This window comes from Pseudomonas sp. AC169 (assembly GCF_979258515.1).
This window is the reverse complement of the sequence record NZ_OZ409866.1, coordinates 1,104,677-1,126,488: the sequence shown is the minus strand read 5'-3', so window position 1 is coordinate 1,126,488 and position 21,812 is coordinate 1,104,677. Positions and strand designations below refer to the sequence as shown.

Sequence of the window (21,812 nt, the reverse complement as noted above, 5' to 3'; positions counted from 1 at the left end):
CTCCATCCCTTTAGTGTGGAAGATCCTGCCGATATGTTTGCGCCTTTGTTAAAGAAACTTTTTGGAAGCAAGAACGAGCGTGAAGTCAAACGCATGCTCAAGACGGTGCAGCTCGTCAATGCCTTCGAAGAGCAAATGGTGGCCCTTTCGGACGATCAATTGCGCGCCAAGACCAATGAGTTCAAGGCCCGCATCGCCAAAGGGGAAACCCTCGACAAGCTGCTGCCAGAAGCCTTTGCGGTCGCCCGCGAAGCCGGCAAGCGCATCATGGGTATGCGCCACTTCGACGTGCAACTCGTCGGTGGCATGACCTTGCACGAAGGCAAGATCGCCGAAATGCGCACCGGTGAGGGTAAAACCCTCGTAGCGACCCTGGGCGTTTACCTCAACGCACTGTCCGGCAAGGGCGTGCACGTTGTGACGGTGAACGACTACCTGGCGCGTCGTGACGCCAACTGGATGCGCCCGCTGTATGAATTCCTCGGCCTGACCGTCGGCGTCGTGACGCCGTTCCAGCCGCCGGAAGAGAAACGTCTGGCCTACGCCGCCGACATTACTTACGGCACCAACAACGAATTCGGTTTCGACTACCTGCGCGACAACATGGCGTTCAGCATGGAAGAAAAATTCCAGCGCGAACTCAACTTTGCCGTGATCGACGAAGTCGACTCCATCCTTATCGACGAAGCGCGTACCCCGCTGATCATCTCCGGTCAGGCCGAGGACAGCTCCAAGCTGTACATGGAGATCAATAAACTGATCCCGCAGTTGGAACTGCACGTTGAAGAAGTCGAAGGCGAAGTCACCAAGGCTGGCCACTACACCGTTGACGAGAAGACCCGTCAGGTCGAACTCAACGAAGCCGGTCACCAGTTCATCGAAGACATGCTCACCCGCGTCGGCCTGCTGGCTGAAGGCGAGAGCCTGTACTCGGCGCATAACCTGGGCCTGTTGACTCATGTATATGCCGGTCTGCGCGCGCACAAACTGTTCAACCGCAACATCGAATACATCGTGCAGGACGGTCAGGTCGTACTGGTCGACGAACACACCGGTCGTACCATGCCGGGCCGTCGTCTGTCCGAAGGTCTGCATCAGGCCATCGAAGCCAAGGAAGGCCTGAACATCCAGGCCGAGAGCCAGACCCTGGCCTCGACCACGTTCCAGAACTACTTCCGTCTGTACACCAAGCTGTCCGGCATGACCGGTACCGCTGACACCGAAGCGTTCGAATTCCACCAGATCTACGGTCTGGAAGTCATGGTCATCCCGCCGAACAAACCGTTGGCGCGTAAAGACTTCAACGACCTGGTGTTCCTGACCGCCGAAGAGAAGTACGCGGCGATCGTTACGGACATCAAGGAAAGCATGGCTGCCGGCCGTCCGGTGCTGGTGGGTACTGCCACCATCGAAACCTCCGAGCACATGTCCGCACTGCTCGTGAAGGAAGGCATCGAACACAAGGTTCTCAACGCCAAGTTCCACGAAAAAGAAGCCGAGATCATCGCGCAGGCCGGTCGTCCGGGCGCCCTGACCATCGCTACCAACATGGCCGGTCGTGGTACCGACATCCTGTTGGGCGGTAACTGGGAAGTTGAAGTTGCGTCGCTGGAAAACCCGACCCCTGAGCAAATCGCCCAGATCAAGGCCGACTGGCAGAAGCGCCACCAGCAAGTGCTGGAATCCGGCGGTCTGCAGGTGATTGCTTCCGAGCGTCACGAATCCCGTCGTATCGACAACCAGCTGCGTGGCCGTGCCGGCCGTCAGGGCGATGCCGGTTCGAGCCGCTTCTACCTGTCGCTGGAAGACAGCCTGATGCGCATCTTCGCCTCTGACCGGGTGAAGAACTTCATGAAAGCCCTGGGCATGCAGCCGGGCGAAGCGATTGAGCACCGCATGGTGACCAACGCGATCGAGAAGGCGCAGCGCAAGGTTGAAGGCCGCAACTTCGACATTCGTAAGCAACTGCTCGAGTTCGACGACGTCAACAACGAACAGCGTAAAGTGATCTATCACATGCGTAACACGTTGCTGGCCGCTGACAACATCGGTGAAACCATCGCCGACTTCCGTCAGGACGTGCTCAACGCCACCGTCAGCGCACACATTCCGCCGCAATCGCTGCCAGAGCAGTGGGACGTGGCCGGTCTGGAAGCCTCGATTGCCAGCGACTTCGGCGTGACACTGCCGATCCAGCAATGGCTCGACGAAGACGATCACCTGTACGAAGAAACCCTGCGCGAGAAGCTCATGACCGAGCTGATGGCGGCGTACAACGAGAAAGAAGATCAGGCCGGTGCCGATGCACTGCGCTCCTTCGAGAAGCAAATCGTTCTGCGCGTGCTGGATGACCTGTGGAAAGACCACCTGTCGACCATGGATCACCTGCGTCACGGTATCCACTTGCGTGGCTATGCCCAGAAGAACCCAAAGCAGGAATACAAGCGCGAGTCGTTCACGCTGTTCTCCGAGCTGCTCGATTCGATCAAGCGCGACTCGATCCGTGTGCTCTCGCACGTTCAGGTTCGCCGCGAAGATCCGGAAGCCGAAGAGCAACGTCTGCGTCAGGAAGCCGAAGCACTGGCCGCCCGCATGCAGTTCGAACACGCTGAAGCGCCAGGTCTGGAGCAACCGGAAGTACTCGGTGAAGAGGTCGATGTGGCCCTCGCCACCGCCCCGGTTCGCAACGAGCAGAAGCTGGGCCGCAACGAACTGTGCTACTGCGGTTCGGGCAAGAAATTCAAGCATTGCCACGGGCAGATCCAGTAAAACCCGTTTCAACTGCTGAAATACCCGCGCCGCGACCGGCTCCTGCCGTCGCGGCGTTTTGCCATTTAAATCACCGCCGCATCGATTGGCGGTGCTGACATCATTGAGTAAGGAGCGCATTCATGGCTGTTGGTCTTGGTCCTTTGCCAACGTTGCACCCGGTTGCCGGTTTTGAACTCGGTATCGCTTCGGCCGGCATCAAGCGCCCCGGGCGCAAAGATGTCGTTGTGATGCGCTGTGCCGAAGGTTCGACCGTGGCCGGTGTGTTCACGTTGAACGCCTTTTGTGCCGCGCCGGTGATTCTGGCGAAGAAGCGCGTACAGAATGCAGTGCGCTATCTGCTGACCAACACCGGCAATGCCAACGCTGGCACCGGTGAGCCTGGTCTGGCCGCCGCTGAACGCACCACTGCGAAGCTGGCTGAGCTGACCGGCGTCGATGCCAGCCAGATTCTGCCGTACTCCACGGGCGTAATCGGCGAGCCATTGCCGGTCGAGAAGATCGAAGGCGCACTGCAAGCGGCACTGGATGATCTGTCGGAAAACAACTGGGAAGCCGCTGCCACCGGGATCATGACTACCGATACCTTGCCGAAGGGCGCCAGTCGCCAGTTCGAGCATGACGGCGTGACCATCACCGTCACCGGTATCAGCAAAGGCGCGGGCATGATCCGCCCGAATATGGCGACCATGCTCGGCTACATCGCCACCGATGCCAAAGTCTCCCGCGACGTCCTGCACAACTTGATGCTCGACGGCGCCAACAAGTCTTTCAACCGCATCACCATCGACGGCGACACCTCGACCAACGACTGCTGCATGCTGATCGCCACGGGCAAGGCTGCTCTGCCGGAAATCACCCGCGCCGAAGGCGAACTGTTCGCCAAGTTGAAGCAAGCGGTGTTCGAAGTGTGCATGGATGTGGCCCAGGCCATCGTGCGTGACGGCGAAGGCGCGACCAAGTTCGTCACCGTTGAAGTGAATGGCGGCGGCAACCACCAGGAATGCCTCGACGTCGGTTACACCGTGGCCCACTCGCCACTGATCAAAACCGCGCTGTTCGCCTCCGACCCGAATTGGGGCCGGATCCTGGCGGCGGTCGGCCGTGCCGGCGTGCCGGATCTGGACGTGAGCAAGATCGACGTGTTCCTCGGCGACGTGTGCATCGCCAGCCGTGGCGCGCGTGCGGCGACCTACACTGAAGCCCAGGGCTCGGCGGTGATGCAGCAGGAAGAGATCACCATCCGCATCGAGTTGGGTCGCGGCGATTGCAGCGAAACCATCTGGACCACCGACCTGTCGCATGAATACGTGAAGATCAACGCCGAATACCGCACTTGATCTAAAAGGTGGGGGCGGGCTGTCGGCCTCTTCGCGAGCAAGCTCGCTCCCACAGTGGTTTCGGCCGTTCACAGATGCTGTGTACACCCAAGAACCTGTGGGAGCGAGCTTGCTCGCGAAAGCGATGCTTCAGACACGACAGGTTTAGAAGCTTTCCTCTGACGAAAAGGCGCCACACCCATGTCCCTGCACCTGATCATCGGCGACAAACTGCTTTCCTCCTGGTCCCTGCGTGCCGCTCTGGCGCTTGAGCTGACCGGCGCACCCTACAGCGAGGAACTGATCAAACTCGGCAAGCCCGACACCCGCGAACTTTTGCTCAAACATTCACCGACCGCCAAGGTCCCGCTGCTACAAACTTCACGCGGTACCGTTGCCGATTCGTTGGCGATCGCCGAATACCTCGCCGAGCAGTTCCCGTCCGAGCAACTCTGGCCAACCGATATCTTCGCCCGCGCCCAGGCGCGATCCGCCTGCGCACAGATGCACAGCGGCTTCTTCGCCATGCGCAATCACATGCCGTTCAACCTTAGCCATGACGCGCCGCTGAACCCGGTGCCGCCAGAAGTGAAGGTCGACATCGAGCGCATGCTCGCGCTGTGGGCCGAGTGCCGTGCCGCCGCCACCGAAACCGGGCCGTATCTGTTTGGCCGGGTCAGTCTGGCCGATGCCTTCTTCGCGCCGATTGCCGTGCGTCTGCGTACCTATCAGGTGAACCTGCCGGCCGCCGACCAGGCCTATGTTGAAACCGTCTACCAATGGCCCGCTTTCAAAGCGTGGCAACAGGCTGGACTGGAGGAGTTGAATCCGTGAAACGTGTACACGTCGCCGCTGCCGTCATCCGTGACGGCAGTGGCAAGATCCTCATCGCCCGCCGCGCCGACACCCAGCATCAGGGCGGTTTGTGGGAGTTTCCCGGCGGTAAGGTCGAGGCTGACGAATCCGTTGAAACCGCGCTGGCCCGTGAGCTGCACGAAGAGTTGGGCATCGTCGTTGGCGCCGCTCGACCGCTGATTAAAGTGCGTCACGATTACCCGGACAAGCAAGTGTTGCTGGATGTCTGGGAAGTGTCGGCATTCACCGGCGAGCCGCACGGTGCCGAAGGTCAACCTTTGGCCTGGGTGACCGGGAAAGATTTGCCGAACTACGAGTTCCCGGCCGCCAACCAGCCCATCGTCGCAGCCGCGCGTTTGCCTGGCGAGTACCTGATTACCCCGGAAGATCTGGAAACCCCGGCTTTGCTGCGCGGGATTCAGAAGGCGATTGCTGGCGGGATCAAACTGATTCAGCTGCGCGCACCGAACGGTTACGACCCGAAGTACCGCGATCTGGCGGTGGATGCGGCGGGGCTGTGTGCCGGTAAGGCGCAGTTGATGATCAAAGGGCCGTTCGAATGGCTCGGTGATTTCCCGTCTGCCGGTTGGCACATCACCTCGGCACAGTTGCGTAAGTACGCGGCGGCGGGGCGTCCGCTCCCAGCAGAGCGCTGGCTCGCGGCGTCGTGCCACACCGCTGAAGAGTTGGCGCTGGCAGAACAGATGGGCGTGGATTTCGTCACGTTATCGCCGGTGCAACCGACCTTGACCCATCCGGATGCGCAGCCGTTGGGTTGGGAGCAGGCTTCGGCGTTGATCGAAGGCTTCAGCAAGCCTGTATTTCTGTTGGGCGGGGTTGGCCCGGCGGAGCGCGAGAAGGCTTGGGGTGTTGGGGCACAGGGTGTGGCGGGGATCCGCGCGTTCTGGCCAGAGGCTTGATCTTGCAGCGAGGCTTCTGGCCTCTTCGCGAGCAAGCTCGCTCCCACATTCAATGCAGTTCAACTGGATGAACACAATCAACTGTGGGAGCGAGCTTGCTCGCGAAGGCGGCTTGGCAGGCGCTACATTTCTGCAGGTTTTACCGCCGGCTGCCAAAGAATCTCCGCAATCCCCTGCCGCCGCGCAATCAACCGCGCCGCCACAAACAACAAATCCGACAACCGATTGATATACGCCAGCCCAACCCCGGCCAATGGCTCGATCGCATTCAAATGCTGACACCGCCGCTCGGCACTCCGCGCCAGGCTGCGACATACATGTGCCTGAGCAATCAGCATTGAGCCACCCGGCAGAATGAAATTCTCCAGCGGCCCCAACTCCTCGTTCCACACATCGATCGCCGCTTCCAGCCGTTCGATTTCCGCCGCGTTCAACGCCTGATACTCCGGCATCGCCAGTTCGCCACCCAAATCGAACAAGCGATGCTGACAAGGCGCTAACACTTCAATCAGTTCACCCAGCCCCGGACACGCCTCGCGCTCGGCAATCAACCCGGCCAGCAGCACGCCGACCTGACTGTTCAGCGTATCGACCTCACCAATCGCTTCGATGCGCGGATGATCCTTGGGCACGCGGCGACCATCGCCCAGGCCGGTTTCGCCCTTGTCACCGGTGCGGGTGTAGATTTTCGACAGGCGAAAGCCCATGGGTTACCTCGATAATTGATTGGTTTCGGCAGCGATGGGCAACGGCTGCGTCAACGGTAGGCGCAGGGTGAAACACGTGCCCTGACCCGGTGCTGACTGCACCTCCATCTGCCCTTTGTGATTGTTGGTGATGATGAAGTACGACACCGACAAGCCAAGCCCGGTGCCCTGGCCGATTTCCTTGGTGGTGAAGAACGGCTCGAAGGTGCGTTTGCGCACGTTCTCGCTCATGCCAATGCCGTTGTCCTCGACCTGGATTTCCGCCCACGGCGGATTGAGCCGGGTGCGCAGGATGATCCGCCCCGGCTCGCTGTCGTCTTCACGCTGATGGATGGCTTGCGCGGCGTTTTTCAACAGGTTGAGCAGCACTTGCTCGAGTTCGTTGGCGGTGCCCGGCACCGGACCGAGCGCCGGGTCGAACTGGCGGATGATCGCCTGGCCCTTGAAGTCGAAACCAATGGCCAGATCGAAGTCGTTGCCAGCGATTTCCACCGCTTGATCGATCAATGCCGGCAGATCGCACGGCGCCATTTGCCGGGTGCTGCGCCGGCTGAAGCTGAGCATGTGCGTGACGATTTTCGCCGCGCGGGCGCCGGCCTGTTGAATGCCGTCGAGCAGTTGCGGCACTTCGCGGCCCTGTAGGTAACGGTTCACCGTGTCCAGTTCGATGCCCAGTTGCTCGGCGGTTTCGAGGTTCTTCGGCAGATCGGCGGACAGGCGCCGGCGGATGTTTTGCACGTTGTGCAGGATCGCGCCCAGTGGGTTGTTGATCTCGTGGGCCATGCCGGCGGCGAGGCCGCCGACCGAAAGCATTTTTTCCGACTGCACCATCATTTCCTCCAGTGACAGACGCTGGGTGATGTCGTCGATACGGATCACCACACCACGCCCGGCGCCGCCCATCAGCGGATAGAAGGTCAGTGCGTAATGCTTCGGTTCATCGTCCTTGAACCAGGTTACTCGCTCGATTTTCGCCACGGTGTGCTGCTCGACCGTCTGCTTGAGTTGCGGCAGAAACGGCTTGAGCGGTTCGAAGGCAAGGAAGATCGGCTGGTTCAGTGCTTCGTCCAGCCGTGTACCGGAGAGGGCGCTGGCCTCTTGGTTCCACTGGGTGACGTAGAGCTGCTCGTCGAGGGCGATCAGTGCCGAGGGCATCGAGTCGATGATGCTGTTGAGGTAGTTCTGGAAACCGGTGAGCTTCTTTTCGATCTTGCTGCGCACCTGGACTTCCAGTTCCAGCTTGCGGTTGGTATGGCGGGTTTCTTCGGCCAGCCCCTGAGCCTGATCATAAGCGGCTTGCGAGTCATCGCGGGCGCGCTTGAGCTGCTGCTCGCGGGCTTCGATGCGCGACAGCATGGTGTTGAACGCCTCGGCCAGACTGCCAATTTCGTCGTGGTTGCCGCGCGAGGCGCGCAGGGCGTAGTTCTCTTCGCGGGTCACCTGACGGGACAACTCCTCGAGCTGATGAATCGGCCGGGTGATCAGGCGTTTGATCTGCCGGGCAATCACCAGCCACAGCAACACACTGAAAATCAGGATGCCGAGGCTCGCGGTCAGGGTGCCGGTGTAAAACGCCATCGGCAGTTCGCTGCTGGCCACCAGCAACAGATGGCCCGGCGCAGTGCCGGGCCGGGGCAGGGTGATCAACTGGTTGCTGCGAAATTCGGTGAGTTGCCAGGCTTCGATGTGCCGATAGCGTTCCGGCAGGTTGAGTTTGTCGCCGCGCTGGACTTGCGCCAGGCGTTCGCCCTTGCCGTCATACAGGGCGGCGGCGCGCAGCGGTGAATAGCTGTCGAGTTCTTTGAGCAGGCGTTCGGCGCTTTGCGGGGATTGCAGGGCTTCGCTGACCAGACTGGGGTTGGAAATCAGCCGCCCAATGGTCTGCAAGGCCTGCGGGGCCATGCTTTCCTGGGAGATGTAATAGGCGGCGCTGATAAAAGTCAGGTTGGCGACCAGCAACACAGTGGTCAACAGCACCAGCAGGGCGGCCAGCAGTTTCTGGCCGACCGGCAGGTTTTCGAGGCGCTGGCGCAATGGCATCAGGTTTATCGCAGCAAAGGAACAAGTGGCCAGCGTAGCCGCTGCTCAGTCGCTGGGCAATCCAAGGCTGTGCAGATGAGCGACCAGCCGCTGCTGCAATTGCTTGAGGTGCGGCAGGTTCAATTGGTGGCGCGTGGCGACTTTGCAGGCGTGGCCCAATAGATAGCTGATTTCGGTGCGGCGCTGGTTGGCCACGTCTTGATACATCGATGAGTAATTGGCCGCCGTGGCAAGGATCACCCGTTCGACTTCCTGCTGCAGATTGTCAGCGGCGGCGGGTTGGCCGCAACGCTCCAGCAATTCGGCCAGTTCAGCGCACAACGTGGCGACTTCGCAGTGATGCGCCTGCAATCCACCATTGCGGCAGTTATGCAGCACGGTCAACGGATTGATCGCGCAGTTGAGCGCCAGTTTGCGCCATAGCCGCGTGAGGATATCGGTACTCCACTCGTGGGGGATTTTCGCGGCGTCGAGATCGTCCAGCCAGATCGGTGCGACCGGATGCCCTGCATCGCCGAGCCAGGTGAAACCGTGGCCGGCGAACACCACGCGCCAGTCGCCATCGCGAAACGCACCTTCGGTGCTCGAGGCACTGATGCAACGCGCCTGTGGCACCTGCGTGGCCACGGCGTCCTGACTGCCGAGGCCGTTTTGCAGCAGGATCAGTTCGGCGTCCGCTGTCAGTCGTGGGGCGAGGCGGGCGACGGCGTTTTCGGCATCGTAGGCCTTGCACGCCACCAGCAAGCGGCGAATCGGCTCGGGGCTGTCGGGCGTTTCCCCCGGCACCGCGTAGGTACTGGCCTGACCTTGTTCAACCAGCGTCAGTCCGCCCACGGCTTCGTAGCTGCGCAAGCGCTCGGCATCACGCAGGATCAATCTGACCGGCAGGCCGGCCCGCGCCAGGCGCGTAGCCCACAACGTGCCGAGGCTGCCAGCGCCGAGAATGTGCCAGGGGGTGGCCATCAGTTTTTTGCTCGATTGCGTACAGGCATGTGCGGCTCGCCGTGTCGGTGGGAAAAGACCCGTTATAATGAGCCCGATTTTAACCGCAAGCCAAGCGCGCTCCATCCACATCGAGCGCGCCTTTTTATTGGAGAGATTACATGCCGTCGTTCGACGTGGTATCCGAACTGGACAAACACGAACTCACCAACGCGGTCGAGAACGCCGTGAAGGAACTCGATCGTCGTTATGACCTGAAAGGCAAAGGCAGCTTCGAGTTCAAGGAAAAGGACCTCACCGTCAGCCTGACCGCTGAAGCCGGGTTCCAGCTGGAAGCGATGATCGAAATCCTCAAGCTGGCGCTGGTCAAGCGCAAGATCGACGTGCAGTGCCTTGAAGTCAAAGACGCCTACGCATCGGGCAAGCTGATGAAGCAGGACGCCATCCTCAAGGAAGGCATCGACAAAGAGCTGGCGAAGAAGATCGTCGGCCACATCAAGGATGCCAAACTCAAAGTGCAGGCCGCCATTCAGGGCGAGCAAGTGCGTGTGACCGGCAAGAAGCGTGATGACCTGCAGGAAGCCATCGCGGCGTTGCGTGCCAAGGAATTCGGCATGCCTCTGCAGTTCAACAACTTCCGCGACTAAGCTCGGTCAGATGACCTGTGGGAGCGAGCTTGCTCGCGAAAGCTGTATGTCGTTCAGCAATGAGTTGACTGACACACCGCCTTCGCGAGCAAGCTCGCTCCCACATTGATTTTGTGTACACCCGGCGGGTTTCTGCCGCTTATTTTTCGCGTGCCGAATGGCCGGAAATCAGGAGATAGAACATGGATTTGAATGCTGAGGTGGACAACCTGGTCAAGGCATCCCAGGCGTGGATCCCGATGATCATGGAATACGGCAGCCGCGTGCTGCTGGCAGTGATTACCCTGGCCATTGGCTGGTGGCTGATCAACAAGGTCACGCAGAAACTCGGTGGCCTGCTGGCCCTGCGCAATGCCGATCTGGCGCTGCAAGGCTTTATCAGCAGCCTGGCGAACATCATTCTCAAGGTGCTATTGATCGTCAGCGTCGCGTCGATGATCGGTGTGGAAACCACTTCGTTCGTTGCAGCGATCGGTGCAGCCGGCCTGGCCATCGGTCTGGCGTTGCAGGGCAGCCTGGCTAACTTCGCCGGCGGCGTGCTGATTCTGCTGTTCCGTCCGTTCCGTATCGGTGACTGGATCGAAGCGCAAGGCGTGTCGGGTACGGTCGACAGCATCCAGATTTTCCACACGGTACTGCGTACCGGCGACAACAAGACCATCATCGTGCCGAACGGCAACCTGTCGAACGGCATCATCACCAACACCAACCGTCAGCCGACTCGCAAGGTCGTGTTTGATGTGGGTGTGGATTATGAAGCGGATCTGCAAAAGGCCCGTCAGGTGTTACTAGATCTGGCCAAGGATGAGCGCGTGTTGCAGGATCCTGCGCCGCAGGCCGTGATTTCGACCTTGGGCGACAGTTCGATCACTGTTTCGCTACGTGTGTGGGTTAAAACTGCAGATTACTGGGACGTGATGTTCATGTTTAACGAACAGTCGCGCGATCGTTTAAAGACTGCAGGCATTGATATTCCTTTTCCACAACGCGTGATTCGTGTGGTGCAGGAATCGGCAACACAATGATAGGTTGCTAATTAATTGCCTGACTTGTCGGTCAGGCAACTATTGCAAGTGACCGGCAATAAAAAAGGCCCATCGCAAGATGGGCCTTTTTTTATGCTTCCAAACTAACCACTGACAATTACAAGATGTTCAGTGGGTATTCGGTGATCAGACGGAACTCTTTGACATCGCCTTCGCCTTGGTCAGCGTTGGCAGTGTGCCAGGCTTGACGAATGCGGAAGGACAGGTCTTTAGCCGGGCCAGACTGAACAACATACTTGGCTTCAAAGTTGGTTTCGTGGTGTTTGCCATCTTCACCGTACAGGCCGGTGTAAGGGCTGCCAGCTGGAGTGCTGGTACCGTCGATGTCCCAACCTTTAACGTAACGAACCATGAAGCTCAGGCCTGGAACGCCGTACTCGGCCATTTTCAGGTCGTAGCGAGCTTGAACGGATTTCTCGCCAGGACCGTTGAAGTCAGAGTACTGGATGGAGTTAGCCAGGAAGATCGAGTCGCCACCGCGGTTGTTCTTGCCCACGCCGATGTAGTCGAACGGGGTATCGCCGTTGACCTTCTGGAAGGCCAGGGTGAAGGTGTGTGCTTTCAGGAACGACAGCGCGGTTGCCAGGGAGAAGGCAGTGTTGCTGATGTCACCTGCCAGCTTGTCACCGGTGTCGGTGGTGCGGTAGATGTTGAAGTCAGTGTTCAGCGAAGTGTCACCACTGAATGGGGTGGTGAGGTTCACGTTGGCGTAGTACTGGTTCCAGATATCTTCCAGCTTGGCGCCGTAGAGCGATGCGCTCAGGTTTTCGGTGATGCTGTATTTACCACCGAAGTAGTCGATCGAATCGGCTTCTACACCCGCGTAGTTGGCGTACAGACCGCCGTTACGGGCGTTTTTGTCCTGGCTGGAAGCCGAATAGAAGTGACCGGCTTCGAGGTCAAGGTCTTTGACTTCGCTGCTCTGCAACTGGAAGCCAGTAGCGGTTTGCGGAAGGATACGGGAGCCGCCGACAGCGAACACTGGAGCAGTGCTTGGCTGCATGTCGCCGAATTTCAGTTCGGTTTTGGAAACGCGGAATTTGACCGACGCGCCGGCTTTGCCCTGGCTGTCGTTAACGTCGCGAGCGCCGTTGTTCGGGTTAACGGTATCGCTGCGGCTCATGTTGCCCGAACCGGAAGTACCGTCGCCGCCGTCCAGTTTCAATGCCAGGTAACCGTAGGCATCGATACCAACACCGACAGTACCTTGGGTGTAACCAGAGGTGAAGTTACCAAGGAAGCCCTGGGTCCAGTCTTTCTGGTCGCGGCCGCCGTTCTTGTTGTCGCGGTTGAAGTAGTAGTTCTTCAACGTCTCGGTGAGTTTCGCGTCTTCAACAAAACCTTTGGCTTCAGACTGGTCACTTACAAACGGTGCGGCCGTAGCCATTTGAGTACTGGCTGCTGCTGCAACTGCCAGTGCGATCATGCTCCACTTCATCACGCGCATCGTGATTTGCTCCTTTGGTTTTAGAAGAGTACTGCCGTCCCACCTGTTTTATTATCTGGGCGGCTCTTTCTTTTTGTGTCGGCGCAAACTTATATCACGCCGACAATGTTGGCGATACTTGCTAATCCAACCTTTCAGCATCTTTACGACGTTGTCGCAAATGGCGTGGTGGATGTCGCAAATTCACAGTACCGACGCAGCTGGACTGACAACTTTCTCGCTGTTTATGGGCCTTTTTGCATCGGTAAAAAAGAGTCCCTGGCAAAACACTTGAATCTCCATCGGGCAACCCTGCCACTGTTCTTATGGGGCTTAAGGCATCCACTTCCAGTGGTGCGCTTATAGTCCATATGGGTACGAATGCAACAAGCGTGCACAAACCGCAATTTCGGTGCGGTTATTTTTTTGAACACCCGCCTGTGCTTGTGAAAACCTTGTGAAAGCTGGGCTTCAAGCCTGATTTTTTCAATGCTTGACGCCATTTCTCCTTTGGTGTTGCCACGCCGAAAAGCGCGCATGACAACCAAAAACGTTACCGGTTCACCCCGCCTGTGAGTATTTGGCGGATCCCCGACGCACTGAGCGTAGACGCACTGTGCGGTTTTGGTGCAAAAAAATTCACAGCTGTTCTGAATTCATACAGCTTGCATGGGTGATGGCGCTGAACGTCTCTGCTGTTTTCGGTCGTTTTGTCGAGCTGAGTGTCGACGCTGGTTTCATGCTGGTGCGTTGTGCTCGTAAATGTCACATGTCGGGGCATTGGCAGAGCGACCGGGTACACCGTTGTCGTGAAGGCTGGCGCATTCGCGGGTATGCTGCTGTCCTGTCGCTTGGTGCGCTGGTCATAAAGGATCGCCGCTAAGCTGAATAATGAGGATCAGCCGGGAGTGCGCGCAGTGTTTGCTTTAGATTCACGACTACAACAGGACACGCTGACGATCGGCGATTTCCCGCTCTGCCGACTGCTGCTGTCCAATGACTCGAATTACCCTTGGTTCATCCTGGTGCCTCGTCGCGACGATATCAGTGAGTTGTTTCAGTTGGATGTCGCCGATCAGCAACAGTTTTGGCTTGAAACCACCGCGCTGGCTGAGTTGCTCAAGGATCTGTTCGATGCCGATAAAATGAACGTCGCAACCCTGGGTAACGTTGTCAGCCAGATGCATATGCATGTGATTGTGCGCAAACGCGATGACGCAGCCTGGCCTGCGCCGGTCTGGGGCAAGCTCCCGGCCAAGCCTTACAGTGCCGAGCAAGTAGAGGCCATTCGCGCAAAGTTGCGTTTGGTGTTGATCGAAGACTTCACGTTTCTGGAGGGCTGATTCATGAGCCTGGAAGACCGCGTTACCGATCTGGAAAGCCGTCTGGCATTTCAGGATGACACTATTCAGGCATTGAACGACGTACTGGTCGCTCAGCAGCGCGTGGTCGAGCGCCTGCAATTGCAAATGGCTGCAATGCTCAAGCGTCAGGAAGAGATGGTCGGCCAGTTCGAATCCTTTGAGGATGAGGCGCCACCGCCGCATTACTGAGGCAGGCACTTTTCAGCAGGCGTAAAAAAACCGCGAGCAGCACGCTGTTCGCGGTTTTTTTTATGCCTGAATCAGCGTCGCGGCAGAGCGGCGATCACGTCCTCGGCTTGCAGGCCCTTGTCTCGGTTCATTACCGAGAACTCCACACGCTGGCCTTCGACCAGTACGCGGTGACCTTCGCCACGGATCGCGCGAAAGTGCACGAAAATATCATCGCCGGAATCCCGGGAGATAAAACCGAAGCCCTTGGAAGTGTTGAACCACTTGACGGTACCGGTATCACGATTGGTCATGTCATAGCTGGTTGGAGCGGCAGCAGGTGAAGAACGATAGAAGCTCACAGCCAGATGCAAGACCACGGCAACCAATGCGATCACCAGAGTGAACAGAACGGCTGGCTGGCCGGCGATGACAGGCATCGGGGCGATCAGGGTCAAGGTTTGCAGGACGACGGTCAGTACCAGAAGAGCGCTGACCAGGTTTTGCAGATGCTGACGAGGGCCTTTGTTCCAGTAAGGAATCACTGGAGCAATCACCAGGTTCAGCAGGCCGAAAAAGGCCAGGTAAAGTGCATCGGGTTGTTGCAGGTAGGGAACGGCTTCGGATTTCAAGCTGGGTATGAACGACAGCAGCAAAGCCGCTGCGCCCATTAGCAGGTGGACGATTTTCAACATTTTGATTGGCTCACGTTTATGACGGCTCACAAGGAAGAGCTGAAGGCGCACGGTTCGCTTCGGAACAAAATAAGAGGCGGTGGACACGTTCACGGCATCAGCCTATGCGCAACACCCCGAAAAATGGGGCATGGCGACACACTGCCTATTTAACAGCAAAGCCTGCGGCTACTCAAATCAGCCCGGCCAGCGGCATGGCGTCGGTCGATTTGTCGCAGTTGTCGCGCCCAATCCGGGCTGCGGGGGCTCGACAGGCTTGCTAGAGTGGGACTGCACCTGTTGGATGAATTCAATCGCCGTTAGGGGGTAAGCATGGCAATCGATATCGGTATCAGTGAAGAAGATCGCAAATCCATCGTCGAAGGACTGTCGCGTCTGCTGTCGGACACCTACGTGCTGTATCTGAAAACCCACAACTTCCACTGGAACGTCACAGGCCCGATGTTCCGCACGTTGCATTTGATGTTCGAAGAGCAATACAACGAATTGGCGCTGGCCGTGGATTCGATCGCCGAGCGAATTCGCGCCTTGGGCTTTCCGGCGCCGGGCGCCTACGCCACGTACGCACGTCTTTCCTCCATCAAGGAAGAAGTGGGCGTACCAAGTGCCGAAGACATGATCAAGCAATTGGTCGATGGCCAGGAAGCCGTTACGCGCACGGCGCGCGGCATTTTTCCGCTGCTCGACAAGGTCAGCGATGAGCCGACCGCCGACCTGCTGACCCAGCGTATGCAGGTGCATGAGAAAACCGCGTGGATGCTGCGCGCATTGCTGGAGGCGTAATCCTCCGGGCGCGCGGGCCCGCCAGCAGGGGCTCGTGCGCTGTCCGCAATCCTACCTGTGTCGTTGGCTTATCCTACGGTCACGGCCAATAAGTCGTCTGGATATAACTTTGTGTCTGCGCTTTTATGAAAGCCACAGGATGTGACTTTTCAAACAAGCAGAGATGGCAAAGGAGTGTCACCGATATGGTAGAGGGAGACAGGCGAGGCGACAGGATTGTCGGCTTGTCGCATGAATTGAAAGTCGATCCGTTCGTCCACGAATTCGACATGGCACTGGTTCAGCCATCGTCACGATCCGTGCGTCTGAACGGTTATGCGACCTGCTTGCGGTTGGAGCGGGTCTACTGGAACATCCTCGGCCATATGGCGGCGGATAATTGCTGTTCAATCAGCTCGTTGTTGTCCCACGTCGACCGTGAAGTGCATCTGCGTCATGGCGGGGTGAGAAATTTCAGCGCGCTGGTGCGGGTGGTCTGCGTCATGAACGGCGTCAAGCAAGCTGCACCGTGAAACGGCGGTTGCAAACGAGGTCGCGGGCTGTGCAGTCTTACGGCTGCACAGCCCGCATTTAATCGATATAATCCCGCTCTTTCGCCGCAAAGCCCTGCGCGCGGTGGCAATCTGATCGCCGAGACACCCCCCATGCCGATGTACGATTATCAATGTGCTTCCTGTGGTCATCAGTTGGAAGCCATTCAAAAGATCAGCGAGGCACCGCTGGTCGACTGCCCTGCCTGTCAGGCGCCAGAGCTCAAGAAACAACTGTCGATGCCAGGCTTTCGCCTCAGCGGCGGCGGTTGGTACGAAACCGATTTCAAGACCGGCGCGAAGAAGAATCTGGCCGGTGGCGACAAATCTGACTAGGGTTCAACCCCAGGTTGAACGACACGCGTGAGTTTCCGCATTGCCTGAAAGCAACGGGATCTCCACCGAATATCGAATGACGAGAAGCGAACCATTATCATGATGCGCAGCCACTATTGCGGCCAACTGAACGAAAGCCTGGAAGGTCAGGAAATTACCCTTTGCGGATGGGTTCACCGTCGTCGCGACCACGGCGGGGTGATTTTCCTCGACATCCGTGATCGTGATGGTCTCGCTCAGGTGGTTTTCGATCCGGATCGCGCCGAGAGCTTCGCCGCCGCCGATCGCGTGCGCAGCGAATACGTCGTGAAGATCACCGGGAAGGTGCGTCTGCGTCCGGCCGGTGCCACCAACGCCAACATGGCGTCGGGCATGATCGAAGTGCTGGGCTACGAACTGGAAGTGCTGAACGAGTCGGAAACCCCGCCGTTCCCGCTGAACGAGTTCTCCGACGTTGGTGAAGAAACCCGCCTGCGTTATCGCTTCCTCGACCTGCGTCGTCCGGAAATGGCCGAGAAGCTGCGTCTGCGTTCGCGCATGACCACCAGCATCCGTCGCTTCCTCGACGAGAACGGCTTCCTCGACGTGGAAACGCCGATTCTGACCCGTGCCACCCCTGAAGGCGCGCGTGACTATCTGGTGCCAAGCCGTACCCACGCCGGTTCGTTCTTCGCCCTGCCGCAATCGCCGCAGCTGTTCAAGCAACTGCTGATGGTCGCCGGCTTCGACCGTTACTACCAGATCGCCAAGTGCTTCCGCGACGAAGACCTGCGCGCCGACCGTCAGCCGGAATTCACCCAGATCGACATCGAGACCAGCTTCCTCGATGAAAAAGAGATCATGGGCCTGACCGAAGAAATGATCCGCAACCTGTTCAAGGAAGTGTTGGGTCTGGAATTCGGCGACTTCCCGCACATGACTTTCGAAGAAGCCATGCGCCGCTACGGTTCCGACAAGCCAGACCTGCGTAACCCGCTGGAACTGGTCGACGTTGCCGATCAACTGAAAGAAGTTGATTTCAAAGTGTTCAGCGGCCCGGCCAACGATCCGAAATGCCGCATCGCCGCACTGCGCGTTCCAGGCGGGGCGAGCATGCCGCGCAAGCAGATCGACGACTACACCAAGTTCGTCGGCATCTACGGTGCCAAGGGCCTGGCGTACATCAAGGTCAACGAACGTGCTGCCGGTGTTGACGGTCTGCAATCGCCGATCGTGAAAAACATCCCGCTGGAAAACCTCAACGCCATCCTCGATCGCGTTGGCGCCGTCGATGGCGACATCGTGTTCTTTGGCGCCGACAAGGCCAAGATCGTCAGCGAAGCCCTGGGCGCACTGCGCATCAAGCTCGGTCACGACTTGAAGCTGCTGACCTGCGAGTGGGCACCAATGTGGGTCGTCGACTTCCCGATGTTCGAAGAAAACGACGACGGCAGCTTCTCTGCGCTGCACCACCCGTTCACCGCGCCGAAGTGCTCTCCAGAAGAACTGGAAGCCAACCCGGCCGGCGCGCTGTCCCGCGCGTACGACATGGTGCTGAACGGCACCGAACTGGGTGGCGGTTCGATCCGTATCCATCGCAAGGAAATGCAGCAAGCGGTCTTCCGCCTGTTGGGCATCAATGAAGCGGAACAGGAAGAGAAGTTCGGCTTCCTGCTCGACGCGCTGAAGTACGGTGCACCGCCGCACGGTGGTCTGGCCTTCGGTCTGGATCGTCTGGTGATGCTGATGACCGGCGCCCAGTCGATCCGTGAAGTGATTGCCTTCCCGAAAACCCAGAGTGCTGCCGACGTGATGACGCAAGCGCCGGGTGTGGTGGATGCCAAGGCACTGCGCGAGCTGCACATTCGTTTGCGCGAAACGCCAAAGGCTGAGTAAGACGGGCCTGAAGGCGCATCTTCGGATGCGCCTTTTTTCTATCTATAGAGAGCAGGTCGAGATTTTTTATTTGCTGGCCGCTGCATGAGCAGGGCGGGCAACGTTTCAAAGAGAATTCGGAGCGAGTTATGGCAGGTCATTCCAAGTGGGCGAACATCAAGCACCGCAAAGAACGTCAGGATGCCAAGAGAGGCAAGATCTTCACCAAGTGGATCCGCGAACTGACCGTTGCGGCCCGTCAGGGCGGCGGTGATCCGGGTTCCAACCCGCGTCTGCGTCTGGCTCTGGACAAGGCCCTGAGCGCGAACATGAGCCGCGACATCATCGACCGTGCCGTCGCGCGCGGCGCTGGTGCCACCGAAGCGGACAACGTTGAAGAACTGACCTACGAAGGTTATGGCCCGGGCGGCGTGGCGGTGATGGTCGAGTGCATGACCGACAACCGCAACCGCACTGCAGCGGCTGTACGCCATGCATTCAGCAAGTGCGGCGGCAACCTCGGCACCGACGGTTCGGTTGCGTATCTGTTCGAGCGCAAAGGCCAGATCAGCTTCGCGCCGGGCGTCGATGAAGACGCGCTGACCGAAGCGGCGCTGGAAGCCGATGCCGATGACGTGGTCACTCACGAAGACGGTTCGATCGACGTGTTTACCTCGTTCACCAGTTTCTACGCTGTGCGTAACGCGCTGGAAGCCGCCGGTTTCAAGGGTGATGACGCAGAAATCGTCATGCAGCCGACCACCAGCGCCGAACTGGATCTGGAGGGCGCGGAAAAGGTGCTCAAGCTGATCGACATGCTCGAGGATCTGGATGACGTGCAGAACGTCTACTCCAACGCGGACATTCCGGAAGACGTGGCCGCTCAGCTCGGTTAAGAGCGACTACGATTCAATGTGGGAGCGAGCCTGCTCGCGAAGGCGGATTTTCAGGCAACATCGTTGCTGATGATGAAACCGCTTTCGCGAACAGGCTCGCTCCCACATTTGTTATGGGTTGATTTGAAAATCGTGCTTTTACCGAATCTGCAGGCGTTATGACTTTAATTCTTGGTATCGACCCCGGTTCGCGTATCACCGGTTACGGGATTGTTCGCGATACCGGGCGTGGCGGCTGCATTTATGTGGCCTCAGGCTGTATTCGCACGGGCGCCGGCGAGCTGCACGAACGTCTGCAAATCGTCTATCGCGGCGTGCGCGAGATTATCCAGACCTACGGCCCGGTAACCATGGGCATCGAAAAAGTCTTCATGGCGAAAAATGCGGACTCTGCCCTGAAACTGGGTCAGGCGCGTGGCGCAGCGATTGTCGCCGGTGCCGAAGAGTGCCTGGAGATCGCCGAGTACACGGCCACTCAGGTCAAGCAGGCCGTTGTTGGCACCGGTGCCGCCAATAAAGAGCAGGTGCAGATGATGGTCATGCATATGCTCAAATTGACCAGCAAACCACAAATCGATGCCTCGGACGCCCTCGCTATCGCCATTTGTCACGCCCACACGCGCTCCAGTCTGCTGCCGCACGGCTTGGGAACGGCACGCAGTCGTGGCGGGCGCCTGCGTCTCTGATAGCATCAGCATCAATTTTCTTGAAAGCAGATTTCCTGCGCCTGAGTCGTCGGCGCGAAATTGGCCTTTCGATAGTCGCCAGCCCACGGCTGGCCAACGCTCAAGGATCTGAAACGTGATTGGACGCTTGCGCGGCACCTTGGCTGAGAAACAGCCGCCGCACCTGATTCTCGATGTAAACGGCCTCGGGTATGAGCTGGAAGTGCCCATGACCACGCTTTATCGTCTGCCGTCGGTCGGTGAACCGCTGACCTTGCACACCCATTTGGTCGTACGCGAGGACGCGCAATTACTCTATGGGTTTGCCGGCAAGCGTGAGCGAGACTTTTTTCGCGAGTTGATCCGTCTCAATGGTGTCGGGCCGAAATTGGCCCTGGCTTTGATGTCGAGTCTGGAAGTCGACGAGCTGATCCGCTGCGTGCAGTCGCAGGACACCTCGGCGTTGACCAAGGTGCCGGGTGTCGGCAAGAAAACCGCCGAGCGTTTGCTGGTTGAACTGAAAGATCGCTTTAAAGCGTGGGAAACTTCGCCAGCCATGTTTGCGTTGGTGCCGAATCAGCCGGATGGTCCGGCGCCGGTCAATACCGCCGAGAACGATGCGGTCAGCGCGCTGATTTCCCTGGGTTACAAGCCGCAGGAAGCGAGCAAAGCGATTACCGCCATCAAGGACAAGAATTTGAGCAGTGAAGACCTGATCCGCCGCGCCCTGAAGGGAATGATTTAAGTGATTGAAGCTGATCGTCTGATCACCGCCGCGCACAGCCCGCGCGAGCGCGAAGAAGTCCAGGACCGGGCCATTCGCCCGGTCAGTCTGGCCGACTACATTGGCCAGCCGACCGTGCGCGAGCAGATGGAGCTATTCATCCAGGCTGCTCGCGGCCGTAGCGAATCCCTCGACCACACGCTGATCTTCGGCCCGCCCGGTCTGGGTAAAACCACCCTGGCCAACATCATCGCCCAGGAAATGGGCGTATCGATCAAGAGCACGTCCGGGCCGGTGCTTGAGCGTCCGGGAGATCTGGCGGCGCTGTTGACCAATCTTGAGCCGCACGATGTGCTGTTCATCGACGAAATCCATCGTCTGTCGCCGATCGTTGAAGAAGTGCTGTACCCGGCGATGGAAGATTTCCAGCTCGACATCATGATCGGTGAAGGACCGGCGGCGCGTTCGATCAAGCTTGATTTGCCGCCATTCACTCTGGTGGGCGCGACGACCCGCGCCGGCATGTTGACCAACCCGTTGCGTGACCGCTTCGGTATCGTCCAGCGTCTCGAGTTTTACAGCACCGCCGATCTGGCAACGATTGTCAGCCGTTCGGCGGCCATTCTCGGCCTGCCGCTGGATCCAGAAGGTTCGTTCGAAATCGCTCGTCGTGCCCGTGGTACGCCGCGAATTGCCAACCGCTTGCTGCGCCGTGTGCGTGACTTCGCCGAAGTTCGCGCCAAGGGCCACATCACCAAAGCAGTGGCGGATCTGGCGTTGAATCTGCTGGATGTCGACGAACACGGTTTCGATCATCAGGACCGGCGTCTGCTGTTGACCATGATCGAGAAGTTCGATGGCGGCCCGGTCGGTATCGACAGCCTCGCCGCAGCGATCAGCGAAGAGCGTCATACCATTGAAGATGTGCTAGAGCCGTACCTGATCCAGCAGGGTTACATCATGCGCACACCGCGGGGCAGGGTGGTGACGCGGCATGCGTACCTGCACTTTGGTTTAAACATCCCGTCACGAATGGGTGAAATGCCCGTGGCAGACGAGTTTCTCGATGCCGTGGACGATTGATACACATTTTTTGGCGATTTATTCAGGGTTTGTACTGTCAGAC

General features: G+C 58.6%; 21 protein-coding genes. 16 read left to right on the top strand and 5 right to left on the bottom strand.

Features of this window, described 5'->3' with window-relative positions; genetic code table 11:
• Positions 1-33: 33 nt before the first annotated feature.
• From secA to ACZZ0G_RS05095, 4 genes are all read left to right on the top strand, one after another.
• A complete protein-coding gene (gene secA / locus ACZZ0G_RS05110) occupies positions 34-2,769 on the top strand; it encodes a preprotein translocase subunit SecA (RefSeq protein WP_463555505.1) in 2,736 nt (911 codons plus the stop codon).
• A 122-nt stretch (positions 2,770-2,891) separates the two neighbouring features.
• Positions 2,892-4,109 (top strand): bifunctional glutamate N-acetyltransferase/amino-acid acetyltransferase ArgJ, encoded by a 1,218-nt coding sequence (gene argJ, locus ACZZ0G_RS05105; protein WP_038366685.1) that lies wholly within the window; start codon positions 2,892-2,894, stop codon positions 4,107-4,109.
• Positions 4,110-4,289: 180 nt separating this feature from the next.
• Positions 4,290-4,922 (top strand): glutathione S-transferase family protein, encoded by a 633-nt coding sequence (locus tag ACZZ0G_RS05100; protein WP_463555504.1) that lies wholly within the window; start codon positions 4,290-4,292, stop codon positions 4,920-4,922.
• A complete protein-coding gene (locus ACZZ0G_RS05095; RefSeq protein ID WP_463555503.1) occupies positions 4,919-5,863 on the top strand; it encodes a Nudix family hydrolase in 945 nt (314 codons plus the stop codon). Before ACZZ0G_RS05100 ends, ACZZ0G_RS05095 begins: the two co-directional genes overlap by 4 nt.
• Before the next feature lie 122 nt (positions 5,864-5,985).
• Here the strand turns inward: ACZZ0G_RS05095 and ACZZ0G_RS05090 are convergent, their stop codons facing one another.
• The 3 genes from ACZZ0G_RS05090 to ACZZ0G_RS05080 are packed head-to-tail and all read right to left on the bottom strand — an operon-like array spanning position 5,986 to position 9,573.
• Positions 5,986-6,570, bottom strand: coding sequence for a cob(I)yrinic acid a,c-diamide adenosyltransferase (locus tag ACZZ0G_RS05090; protein ID WP_463555502.1), 585 nt, complete (start codon positions 6,568-6,570; stop codon positions 5,986-5,988).
• Between the two features lie 3 nt (positions 6,571-6,573).
• Complete coding sequence (locus tag ACZZ0G_RS05085) at positions 6,574-8,610, bottom strand: sensor histidine kinase (protein WP_463555501.1); 2,037 nt, start codon at positions 8,608-8,610, stop codon at positions 6,574-6,576.
• Positions 8,611-8,655: 45 nt separating this feature from the next.
• A complete protein-coding gene (locus tag ACZZ0G_RS05080) occupies positions 8,656-9,573 on the bottom strand; it encodes a putative 2-dehydropantoate 2-reductase (RefSeq protein ID WP_463555500.1) in 918 nt (305 codons plus the stop codon).
• Positions 9,574-9,713: 140 nt separating this feature from the next.
• On the opposite strand from ACZZ0G_RS05080, the gene ACZZ0G_RS05075 reads away from it, so the two are divergent.
• Both ACZZ0G_RS05075 and ACZZ0G_RS05070 read left to right on the top strand, forming a co-directional pair.
• Positions 9,714-10,199 (top strand): YajQ family cyclic di-GMP-binding protein, encoded by a 486-nt coding sequence (locus ACZZ0G_RS05075; RefSeq protein ID WP_008080210.1) that lies wholly within the window; start codon positions 9,714-9,716, stop codon positions 10,197-10,199.
• 182 nt (positions 10,200-10,381) lie between these two features.
• On the top strand, positions 10,382-11,224 hold the full coding sequence (locus ACZZ0G_RS05070) for a mechanosensitive ion channel family protein (protein ID WP_034153426.1): 843 nt from the start codon (positions 10,382-10,384) through the stop codon (positions 11,222-11,224).
• Between the two features lie 118 nt (positions 11,225-11,342).
• Here the strand turns inward: ACZZ0G_RS05070 and ACZZ0G_RS05065 are convergent, their stop codons facing one another.
• On the bottom strand, positions 11,343-12,692 hold the full coding sequence (locus tag ACZZ0G_RS05065; RefSeq protein WP_095112281.1) for an OprD family porin: 1,350 nt from the start codon (positions 12,690-12,692) through the stop codon (positions 11,343-11,345).
• An 896-nt stretch (positions 12,693-13,588) separates the two neighbouring features.
• Here ACZZ0G_RS05065 and ACZZ0G_RS05060 point away from each other — a divergent pair.
• Both ACZZ0G_RS05060 and ACZZ0G_RS05055 read left to right on the top strand, forming a co-directional pair.
• Positions 13,589-14,014 carry an HIT domain-containing protein gene (locus tag ACZZ0G_RS05060; protein WP_463555499.1) on the top strand — a complete coding sequence of 142 codons (426 nt, stop codon included), beginning with the start codon at positions 13,589-13,591 and terminating at the stop codon, positions 14,012-14,014.
• A gap of 3 nt (positions 14,015-14,017) precedes the next feature.
• Positions 14,018-14,224, top strand: a complete 207-nt coding sequence (locus ACZZ0G_RS05055; protein WP_007912748.1) for a SlyX family protein — start codon at positions 14,018-14,020, stop codon at positions 14,222-14,224.
• Positions 14,225-14,295: 71 nt separating this feature from the next.
• Here the strand turns inward: ACZZ0G_RS05055 and ACZZ0G_RS05050 are convergent, their stop codons facing one another.
• Entirely contained in the window at positions 14,296-14,898 is a 603-nt protein-coding gene (locus ACZZ0G_RS05050) for a cold-shock protein (RefSeq protein ID WP_008080216.1), read from the bottom strand.
• Positions 14,899-15,210: 312 nt separating this feature from the next.
• Between ACZZ0G_RS05050 and ACZZ0G_RS05045 the strand changes: the two genes are divergently transcribed.
• The 8 genes from ACZZ0G_RS05045 (at position 15,211) to ruvB (ending at position 21,769) form a co-directional block, all read left to right on the top strand.
• Positions 15,211-15,681 (top strand): Dps family protein, encoded by a 471-nt coding sequence (locus tag ACZZ0G_RS05045; RefSeq protein WP_034153422.1) that lies wholly within the window; start codon positions 15,211-15,213, stop codon positions 15,679-15,681.
• A 185-nt stretch (positions 15,682-15,866) separates the two neighbouring features.
• Positions 15,867-16,193, top strand: a complete 327-nt coding sequence (locus tag ACZZ0G_RS05040; RefSeq protein ID WP_463555498.1) for a ribbon-helix-helix domain-containing protein — start codon at positions 15,867-15,869, stop codon at positions 16,191-16,193.
• Positions 16,194-16,325: 132 nt separating this feature from the next.
• On the top strand, positions 16,326-16,547 hold the full coding sequence (locus tag ACZZ0G_RS05035) for an FmdB family zinc ribbon protein (protein WP_007912741.1): 222 nt from the start codon (positions 16,326-16,328) through the stop codon (positions 16,545-16,547).
• 99 nt (positions 16,548-16,646) lie between these two features.
• Positions 16,647-18,422, top strand: a complete 1,776-nt coding sequence (gene aspS, locus ACZZ0G_RS05030) for an aspartate--tRNA ligase (protein ID WP_095121315.1) — start codon at positions 16,647-16,649, stop codon at positions 18,420-18,422.
• 128 nt (positions 18,423-18,550) lie between these two features.
• On the top strand, positions 18,551-19,297 hold the full coding sequence (locus ACZZ0G_RS05025) for a YebC/PmpR family DNA-binding transcriptional regulator (protein WP_034153419.1): 747 nt from the start codon (positions 18,551-18,553) through the stop codon (positions 19,295-19,297).
• Positions 19,298-19,455: 158 nt separating this feature from the next.
• Positions 19,456-19,983, top strand: coding sequence for a crossover junction endodeoxyribonuclease RuvC (gene ruvC, locus ACZZ0G_RS05020; protein WP_007962095.1), 528 nt, complete (start codon positions 19,456-19,458; stop codon positions 19,981-19,983).
• Between the two features lie 115 nt (positions 19,984-20,098).
• Positions 20,099-20,707 (top strand): Holliday junction branch migration protein RuvA, encoded by a 609-nt coding sequence (gene ruvA, locus ACZZ0G_RS05015; RefSeq protein WP_003227522.1) that lies wholly within the window; start codon positions 20,099-20,101, stop codon positions 20,705-20,707.
• Entirely contained in the window at positions 20,708-21,769 is a 1,062-nt protein-coding gene (gene ruvB / locus ACZZ0G_RS05010) for a Holliday junction branch migration DNA helicase RuvB (RefSeq protein WP_007912736.1), read from the top strand. It begins immediately after the preceding gene.
• Positions 21,770-21,812: the final 43 nt, after the last annotated feature.

Bases quoted from the DNA above. Each gene is read 5' to 3' on its own strand.
- secA (WP_463555505.1), top strand. From the start codon at position 34: ATGTTTGCGCCTTTGTTAAAGAAACTTTTTGGAAGCAAGAACGAGCGT.
- argJ (WP_038366685.1), top strand. From the start codon at position 2,892: ATGGCTGTTGGTCTTGGTCCTTTGCCAACGTTGCACCCGGTTGCCGGT.
- ACZZ0G_RS05100 (WP_463555504.1), top strand. From the start codon at position 4,290: ATGTCCCTGCACCTGATCATCGGCGACAAACTGCTTTCCTCCTGGTCC.
- ACZZ0G_RS05090 (WP_463555502.1), bottom strand. From the start codon at position 6,570: ATGGGCTTTCGCCTGTCGAAAATCTACACCCGCACCGGTGACAAGGGC.
- ACZZ0G_RS05085 (WP_463555501.1), bottom strand. From the start codon at position 8,610: ATGCCATTGCGCCAGCGCCTCGAAAACCTGCCGGTCGGCCAGAAACTG.
- ACZZ0G_RS05080 (WP_463555500.1), bottom strand. From the start codon at position 9,573: ATGGCCACCCCCTGGCACATTCTCGGCGCTGGCAGCCTCGGCACGTTG.
- ACZZ0G_RS05075 (WP_008080210.1), top strand. From the start codon at position 9,714: ATGCCGTCGTTCGACGTGGTATCCGAACTGGACAAACACGAACTCACC.
- ACZZ0G_RS05070 (WP_034153426.1), top strand. From the start codon at position 10,382: ATGGATTTGAATGCTGAGGTGGACAACCTGGTCAAGGCATCCCAGGCG.
- ACZZ0G_RS05065 (WP_095112281.1), bottom strand. From the start codon at position 12,692: ATGCGCGTGATGAAGTGGAGCATGATCGCACTGGCAGTTGCAGCAGCA.
- ACZZ0G_RS05055 (WP_007912748.1), top strand. From the start codon at position 14,018: ATGAGCCTGGAAGACCGCGTTACCGATCTGGAAAGCCGTCTGGCATTT.
- ACZZ0G_RS05050 (WP_008080216.1), bottom strand. From the start codon at position 14,898: ATGTTGAAAATCGTCCACCTGCTAATGGGCGCAGCGGCTTTGCTGCTG.
- ACZZ0G_RS05045 (WP_034153422.1), top strand. From the start codon at position 15,211: ATGGCAATCGATATCGGTATCAGTGAAGAAGATCGCAAATCCATCGTC.
- ACZZ0G_RS05040 (WP_463555498.1), top strand. From the start codon at position 15,867: ATGGTAGAGGGAGACAGGCGAGGCGACAGGATTGTCGGCTTGTCGCAT.
- ACZZ0G_RS05035 (WP_007912741.1), top strand. From the start codon at position 16,326: ATGCCGATGTACGATTATCAATGTGCTTCCTGTGGTCATCAGTTGGAA.
- aspS (WP_095121315.1), top strand. From the start codon at position 16,647: ATGATGCGCAGCCACTATTGCGGCCAACTGAACGAAAGCCTGGAAGGT.
- ACZZ0G_RS05025 (WP_034153419.1), top strand. From the start codon at position 18,551: ATGGCAGGTCATTCCAAGTGGGCGAACATCAAGCACCGCAAAGAACGT.
- ruvC (WP_007962095.1), top strand. From the start codon at position 19,456: ATGACTTTAATTCTTGGTATCGACCCCGGTTCGCGTATCACCGGTTAC.